General features: G+C 64.5%; 6 protein-coding genes. All 6 read left to right on the top strand.

Annotation, left to right across the window (positions count from 1 at the left end):
* Positions 1-442: nuclear transport factor 2 family protein (locus AC1DJT_RS33075; RefSeq protein ID WP_476835728.1), on the top strand; the 442-nt coding region annotated here is incomplete at its 5' end.
* A gap of 101 nt (positions 443-543) precedes the next feature.
* On the top strand, positions 544-1,392 hold the full coding sequence (pdxY, locus tag AC1DJT_RS33070) for a pyridoxal kinase PdxY (protein ID WP_069879886.1): 849 nt from the start codon (positions 544-546) through the stop codon (positions 1,390-1,392).
* 17 nt (positions 1,393-1,409) lie between these two features.
* Positions 1,410-2,540, top strand: a complete 1,131-nt coding sequence (locus tag AC1DJT_RS33065; RefSeq protein WP_476769803.1) for an endonuclease/exonuclease/phosphatase family protein — start codon at positions 1,410-1,412, stop codon at positions 2,538-2,540.
* Entirely contained in the window at positions 2,537-3,436 is a 900-nt protein-coding gene (locus AC1DJT_RS33060; protein WP_476769802.1) for a PhzF family phenazine biosynthesis protein, read from the top strand. The genes AC1DJT_RS33065 and AC1DJT_RS33060 overlap by 4 nt, the downstream gene beginning before the upstream one ends.
* Before the next feature lie 13 nt (positions 3,437-3,449).
* The gene (locus tag AC1DJT_RS33055) at positions 3,450-4,169 is read left to right on the top strand and encodes an NUDIX hydrolase (protein WP_441489240.1); all 720 of its coding nucleotides are present in this window, start codon (positions 3,450-3,452) and stop codon (positions 4,167-4,169) included.
* A gap of 31 nt (positions 4,170-4,200) precedes the next feature.
* A complete protein-coding gene (locus AC1DJT_RS33050) occupies positions 4,201-6,270 on the top strand; it encodes a M3 family metallopeptidase (RefSeq protein WP_476769800.1) in 2,070 nt (689 codons plus the stop codon).
* Positions 6,271-6,547: the final 277 nt, after the last annotated feature.

Genomic DNA, 6,547 nt, shown 5'->3' with positions numbered 1-6,547 from the left:
GGTCAAACTCGGCTCTTCCATTGGGAGAGCCGAGATGACCGAGCGCGCTGCGATCGAGACCTTGCTCCTGAGCGCCTATGAGGCGCGTGTGCAGGGGGATCTTGATGGAGTGATGGCCTTCTTCCATCCCGATTGCCGGTTCCATTTCATGGGAGCGGAGGATCTCGGGCCCATGTGCAGCCCCCAGACGGGCTGTGCCGCGGTTCGGGAGCAGATGGCCGGGCTGATCGGCACGTTCGCCTTTTCGAAGTTCAGGACGCTGGGGCTGCTCGTCGAAGGCGCTCGCGCCTCGTTTCACTGGAGCGCCGATGTCACCCATGTGCCGACCGGTCGTACCCAGAGCTTCGAGGCGGTCGATCTGGTCACTGTGGAAGACGGCAAGGTGCGAAGCCTGACGCAGTTCACCGACACGGCCAGCGTGATGCGTCTCGGCTCTGCCTGATCGCCGTTTGTCATCGCCTGCATCAACGCTTTCGATTTGCTCCCGGCGCGGCAACCGCTAGGTTCGCCGCGTCGTTTCGTTGAAGGCTTATGCTGCGCGCCATGAACATCCTCTCGATCCAGTCCCATGTCGCTTTTGGCCATGTCGGCAACGCCTCCGCCGTTTTCCCGATGCAGCGACTTGGGGTCGAGGTCTGGCCGATCCATACCGTGCAATTCTCGAATCACACGGGCTACGGGGACTGGAAGGGCCGGGTCTTCGAGGGCGGCATGATCGACGAGGTGATGGAAGGCATTGCCGAACGTGGCGTGCTGCCGGGCTGCGACGGCGTGCTCTCCGGCTATATGGGATCGGCCGATATCGGCCACGCCATCCTGTCTGCCGTCGAACGTGTCCGCGCGGCCAATCCCGATGCGCTCTATTGCTGCGATCCGGTGATCGGCGATGTCGGGCGCGGCATTTTCGTGCGGCCGGGCATTCCCGAATTCATGCGCGAACAGGCGGTGCCGGCTGCCGATATCGTCACGCCGAACCAGTTCGAGCTCGAACTCCTGACGGATATCGAGGTGAAGACCATCGCCGACGCGCACCGCGCCGTCGAAACGCTGCGCGATGCCGGCCCGAAAGTCGTGCTGGTGACATCGCTGGTCACGGAAGAAACGCCGGCGGACGCGATCGACCTGATGGCGGCCGACGCCAAGGGCGCCTTCCGGGTGCGCACGCCGAAGATCGATATCAGCGTCAACGGTGCGGGCGATGCGATCGCCGCCCTCTTCTTTGTCCACTACATGCGCGAGGGATCGGCTGCCGCTGCCCTCAGCAAGGCCTCGTCCTCGATCTACGGCCTGCTGAAGCGGACGAAGGAGGCCGGCTCGCGCGAGATCCTGACGGTCGCCGCGCAGGACGAGTTCGTGACGCCTTCGCAGCTCTTCACGCCCGAAGCGATCTGAGCCGCAGGCTGAATTCGATGAAACTGCGCGTCGGCACCTTCAATGTCGAAAACCTGCTGACGCGCCACCGCTTCGAGAATGGCGGACGCATCGACACCTCTGCGGCGATGTCGCTGTTTCATTTTCCGCGCGCCGACCAGCGCGATGCCGTCGAGCGCTCGCTCGCGGTGGCGCTTGAGGACGACAAGCGCCAGATGACGGCGCTCGCCATCGCCGAGGCGCAAGCCGATATCTGGATGCTGCAGGAAGTGGATTCGCTCGCGAGCCTGCAGGCGTTCTTTGCCAATTACGTCCATCGCATCGCCGATTACCGCTACGGCCATTTCGCCCTGATCGACGGCAATGACAGGCGCGACATCGATATCGGCTTTGGCGCCCGGCGCGATCTGCTGGCGCCCCCGGCGGTCCGTGTCGTCTCGCACAAGGACCTCAGCTTCGGCCAGGCCGGCGCTTATGATCCTTCGCTCGCGCGGTTCGGCATCAGGCCGGGCGACAGGGTCTTTGCCCGCGATTGCCTCGCTGTCGAGCTGAGCTTCGGTGACCGTTCGCTGACGCTCTTCGGTTGCCATTTCAAGTCGATGAACAACGGCCGCGACGATGGCCGGCAGGAGACCCTGCCGATCCGGCGGGCGGAGGCCCTGGCCGTCAGGCACATCGTCAAGACCTGGTTCGGGGCGTCTTGGCGCGAAGCCAACTGGATCGTGCTGGGCGATCTCAACGGTTATCGCCATGGCCTTGGCCCACTTGGCGAGCTGGTCGACGAAGGGGATAGCGGCATCGAGCCGTTGCTCGAGGATTTCGCTGTCGACCCGATCATGCATCTGCCCCAGCATGAGCGCTGGACGCATTTCCGGCGCTACTGGTCGGAGGCCGAACAGCGGCTCATCGATAGCCATATGCCGCTGGACCATATCCTGCTGTCGCCGGCGCTGGCGGCTGCGAACCCCAATCCGGCCATGCAGATGATCCGGCGAGGTTTGCCCTATCGCGTGCCGCTCGATCCGCGCGAGCCCGATCGTTCGATGGCGCGGCTGGCGACCTGCAGCGACCGCTATCCGCGCGTGGGCTGGGACAGGCCAAAGGCGTCGGATCATTGCCCGCTGACCATCGATCTGGTCGTGCCTACCACCAAGGGAGGGTTGCCGTGAAACGCCGCTTCGTCACGCTCGATGTCTTCACCGGGGCACGTCACGCCGGCAACCCTTTGGCGGTGGTGCTGGACGCAGAGGGCCTCGACACCGAGGCGATGCAGGCGATCACGCGCGAATTCAACCTGTCCGAGACGGTCTTCGTCGCGCCGCCCGCCCACCCGGCCAACCGTGCCGCCATTCGGATTTTCACGCCGGGCCGGGAGCTGCCATTCGCCGGCCATCCAACCGTCGGCACAGCCATCCTGCTCGCTCTCCACGATGCCCAGGCGGGCAGGGAAAACGACAAGCTCGTCCTGGAGGAGCGGATCGGTGCCGTCTCCTGCGACGTCTCGGTCGGGAATGATCAGGGCAGGGCGACCTTCACCTTGCCGCGCTTGCCGGAGCGGATCGGAGAGGCGGCATCGCCAGTGGAGCTTGCAACTGCGCTCGGGCTCGATCCAGCCGAGATCGGCTTCGATGCCCATGAGCCAGGCGTATTCTCCGGTGGCGTCGGCTTCACTCTGGTTCCGGTGGCGGGTCTGGAGGCGATGGGCCGAATCACGCTCGACATGATGCGGTGGAATACGGTGATGAAGCCGGCCGAGCATCCCAACGCCTTCGTCTATTGCCGGCAGACCCGCGATGCGGGCCATCACTTCCATGCCCGCATGTTCGCGCCAGGGATGGGCATCGGCGAAGACCCCGCGACCGGTGGCGCAGCCGCCGCCTTCTCCGCCGCCGTGATGGCCTTCGATCGTCCCGGCGATGGCGAGCACCGCCTCGTCATCGAGCAAGGGTACGAGATGGGACGGCCGTCGCAGATCGAACTCACTCTGCGGGTCGAGCGCGGTGGACTCGTTTCGGCCAGCATTGGCGGCGAAGCTGTGCTGGTGAGCGAGGGCGTGCTGCTGTGAGTGGGACCGAATGATGAATGGTGTTGTCGACGGGACGATCGTTCCGCTTGCGCGGGTCGAGGCCGTGGTCGAGCCGCATGACTGGGTCTTCGCGCGGGAGAACCACACTGCCATTGCCGCGCATTGGGCCAGGATCAGCGCCGGCAAGCCGGCGATGTTCAATGGCCGGATCATGCTGCAGCATCGCGGCGCGATCGCGGATGGCGTGTTCAGCGCACGCTATTTCGAGACGGATTACGCCGCCTTCATGACCTGGCGCGATCTTGGCCATCCCGGCCCGGTGGTCCGCAACGGCTATGCGATGGCGGCCCTGAGGGCGGCGGATGGCGCCTTTCTCTGCGGCGTGATGGGCGACCACACCGCCAATGCGGGCAAAGTCTATTTCGCCGCCGGTACGCCGGATCGCGAAGATCTCAGGGACGACGGCATGCTCGACCTTGCCGGCAGCGTCACCCGCGAACTCTGCGAGGAGACCGGACTGACCTTGGGCGAAATCGACGTCGATGAAAGCTGGACGGCGGTGATCCTGACGGGGCGCGTCGCCTTCATGCGGCCGGTGGCGCTGTCCTGGTCGGCCGAGGAGGCGCGCGAGATCATGCTGTCACGCATCAAGCAGCAGGCGGAGCCGGAACTCTCCGACATCGTGATTGTGCGCAATCTTGCCGAGAGCGACCATCTCGACATGCCGCCCTTCATGCGGCGCTATCTCGCCCATATCTACGCTCAAGACTGACCTTCCCCTGTTTTTTCCGGAACGGAACGAGATGACCGCGCCAGAAGCCTTGCCGCTACCCGTCGACAATCCCTTCGCCGCCGTCTGGGAGACACCCTTCGGCCTGCCACCCTTCGCGGTGATCAAGCCTGAACACATCACGCCGGCTTTCGAGGCGGCTCTGGCCAAGCACAAGTCGGAGATCGCGGCGATCTCCGACGATCCGGCAGTGCCTGAATTCGCCAACGTGATCGAAGCGCTGGAACGGTCGGGCCGCGCGCTCAGCCGCGTCGGCGGTGTCTTCTACAATCTCGCCGGGGCTGACACGAACGAGGCGCTGCAGGCGATCGAACGCGAGATGTCACCGGTCACCTCGCGGCACTGGTCGGCAATCATGATGGACCCGGCCCTGTTCGCCCGCGTCGATGCGGTCTTCGCGAAGCGCGAGAATCTGGGACTGGACGCCGAACAGAAGCGCCTGCTGGAGCGGACCTATCGCGGCTTCGTTCGCTCGGGTGCGCAGCTTGGTCCCGAGGAAAAGAAACGCCTTGCCGCGATCAACGAGCGGCTGGCGGGGCTCGGCACGCAGTTCAGCCAGAACGTGCTCAAGGATGAGGCCTCCTATGCGCTTGTCCTCGATGACGAGGCCAAGCTCGCGGGCGTGCCGCCCTTCCTGCGGGCGGCGATGGCCCATGCCGCTGGCGACCGGGGCCATGATGGCAAGCATGCGGTTACACTTTCACGTTCGATCATCGAGCCCTTCCTGACTTTCTCCACCCGCCGCGAGCTCCGCGAGGAGGCCTTCGTGGCCTGGAGCAAGCGCGGCGAGAATGGCGGCGAGACGGATAACCGCGCCATCGTCGCGGAGATGGTGGCTTTGCGTGCCGAGAAGGCGAAGCTGCTCGGCTTCGAGACCTTCGCGCATTTCAAGCTCGACGATTCCATGGCCAAGACGCCGGAGAATGTCCGGGGGCTGCTCGAACTGGTCTGGAAGCCGGCCAAGGCGCGGGCTGCGAAGGAAGCGGCTGACCTTGCCCTGCTCGCGCAGGAGGAGGGCGAGAATGGCCCGATCCGACCGTGGGACTGGCGCCACTATGCCGAGAAGGTGCGCCAGAAGACCTATGCGCTCGATGAGGCGGTGCTGAAGCCTTATCTCCAGCTCGACCGCATCATCGCTGCAGCCTTCGACACCGCGGGCAAGCTCTTCGGCCTGACCTTCGAGGAGAAGCACGATCTCGCTGGCTATCATCCCGATGTCCGCGTCTTTGAGGTCCGCGACGTGGGCGGCCGGCATATCGGGCTCTTCCTCGGTGATTATTTCGCCCGCGCATCGAAACGTTCGGGCGCCTGGATGAGCGCCTATCGCGGCCAGCGGAGGCTCGGCGGCGAGGTTCGCCCGATCATCGTCAATGTCTGCAATTTCGCGAAGCCCGCGGCCGGCAAGCCGGCGCTGCTTTCGATCGACGATGCGCGCACCCTGTTCCATGAATTCGGACATGCCCTGCATGGGCTGTTGTCCGATGTGACCTATGGCTCGCTCGCCGGCACCTCGGTCTCGCGCGATTTCGTCGAGTTGCCCTCCCAGCTTTACGAGCACTGGTTCCTGACGCGCGAGGTGATGCAGGCCTATTGCCTGCATGCCGAGACCGGCGAGCCGATCCCCGAGGGGCTGATCGACAAGATCAAGAAGGCGCAGACCTTCAACCAGGGCTTTGCGACGGTGGAATACACCTCCTCGGCGCTGGTCGACCTCGCCTTCCATTCGCTGAAGGATCCGGCAACGGTCGATCCGCTTGCCTTCGAGGCAGCAGAGCTGGAGCGTATCGGCATGCCGGCCGAGATCATCATGCGTCACCGCACGCCGCATTTCACCCATGTCTTCTCGGGCGACGGCTATTCGGCCGGCTATTACAGCTATCTCTGGTCCGAGGTAATGGATGCCGACGCCTTCAATGCCTTCATCGAGGCTGGAGACGTCTTCGCTGCCGATGTCGCCGCCAAGCTGAAGCGTTTCATCTATTCGGCGGGCGATACGCGTGATCCGGCAGAGGCCTACACGCTCTTCAGGGGCAGGCTGCCCACGCCCGATGCGCTGCTGGAGAAGCGAGGCCTGGCGGCGTAGGCGAAGCGCAGGCTCTCCCTGTCACGCGGGCCATCCGCGTCTTGAACCGCCGGGGGCGAAGCGTGGAGCTTGGAGGGAAGTACAGGTGGTCGGGACAAGCCCGACCACGACGCGTGCTGCAGACTAGACTAGATGCCGTAATGGGCCGGCGCTTCGAATAGCCATTTTGGGTGGCTGTCCCTCAGAATGATGGTGTTGAAAACGAGGTCCGAGCGATCGGCCTCAAGCATCATGAGAGGAACAGCCGTGGAGCATTATGCTGGAATCGATGTCTCTC

The organism is Allobosea sp. 05T422_2 (assembly GCF_056396265.1).
The sequence above is the reverse complement of the archived record's forward strand: the minus strand, read 5'-3'. Positions and strand labels throughout refer to the sequence as shown.

Coding starts and splice junctions, on each gene's coding strand:
- pdxY (WP_069879886.1), top strand. CDS start 544: ATGAACATCCTCTCGATCCAGTCCCATGTCGCTTTTGGCCATGTCGGC.
- AC1DJT_RS33065 (WP_476769803.1), top strand. CDS start 1,410: ATGAAACTGCGCGTCGGCACCTTCAATGTCGAAAACCTGCTGACGCGC.
- AC1DJT_RS33055 (WP_441489240.1), top strand. CDS start 3,450: ATGAATGGTGTTGTCGACGGGACGATCGTTCCGCTTGCGCGGGTCGAG.
- AC1DJT_RS33050 (WP_476769800.1), top strand. CDS start 4,201: ATGACCGCGCCAGAAGCCTTGCCGCTACCCGTCGACAATCCCTTCGCC.